1 protein-coding gene is annotated in these 865 nt (G+C 35.8%); it reads right to left on the reverse strand.

The genetic code is table 11. The features are described 5' to 3' along the window. Window positions 1-865 (reverse strand): phosphate ABC transporter substrate-binding protein PstS (gene pstS / locus C6988_RS10005; RefSeq protein ID WP_182135172.1); only part of this gene is annotated, 865 nt, incomplete at both ends.

The raw sequence follows: 865 nt of genomic DNA on the forward strand, positions 1-865 counted from the left end.
AACATACAATAAAGTTGGTGAAAAGTTTTGTCCATCAGTTATCATCCAATGAATCATATGAATTACTGTTTGAGCTTGTTCTTTAGAAGTAGTTGCTTTTGATAATTCATCATAAACCAATAGGTAAGTAAAACTTGCAATAGGATAAGAATCAGCACCAGGGGCATTTACCAAAGTGACGGAGCTCCAATCAGATTCGGGCGAAGGTAGATTATCAGCAACACCTGAAGATGCTGCAGAAATTGAATCTAATGTTGGTTCAATGAATGAAGTACCATCACCATTTTGAATAAATGCATAAGACATTCCAGTTTGAAATGCATAAGCTAATTCTACATATCCAATTGAATATGGAGTGCTTCTTACTATTCCTGCCACTCCTTCATTCCCTGCAGCGCCAACACCGGTAGGCCATGGAACACTTTTACCTTTTCCAATTATTTCATCAAATTCAGAGCTTACCTTTGTAAGATAATCGGTGAAGACAAATGTAGTTCCAGAACCATCAGAACGTCTTGCTGGAATAATTTCCTCGTCAGGCAAATTCAAATCAGAATTATGTTCAATAATTTTTGGATCATTCCATTTTGTAATTTTCCCCAAATAGATATCAGAAATGATTTCACCAGTTAGTTTGAGTCCTTTTTCAGGTATTTCGGGTATGTTGTATGCAATTACTACTCCTCCGATAGATTCAGGAATATGAAGAGTTCCTTCAGCTAATTTCTTTTCAGATTCTCGCATTGGAGCATCAGATGCAGCAAAATTCACAGTTTTTTCAATATGCTGTTTTATTCCACCGCCACTTCCAATTGATTGATAATTTAGATTGATGTTAGAGAATTCTTTGTTATATTCAACCCTC

Origin of the sequence: Nitrosopumilus sp. b1, from assembly GCF_014078545.1 — an archaeon.
GTDB lineage: Archaea > Thermoproteota > Nitrososphaeria > Nitrososphaerales > Nitrosopumilaceae > PXYB01.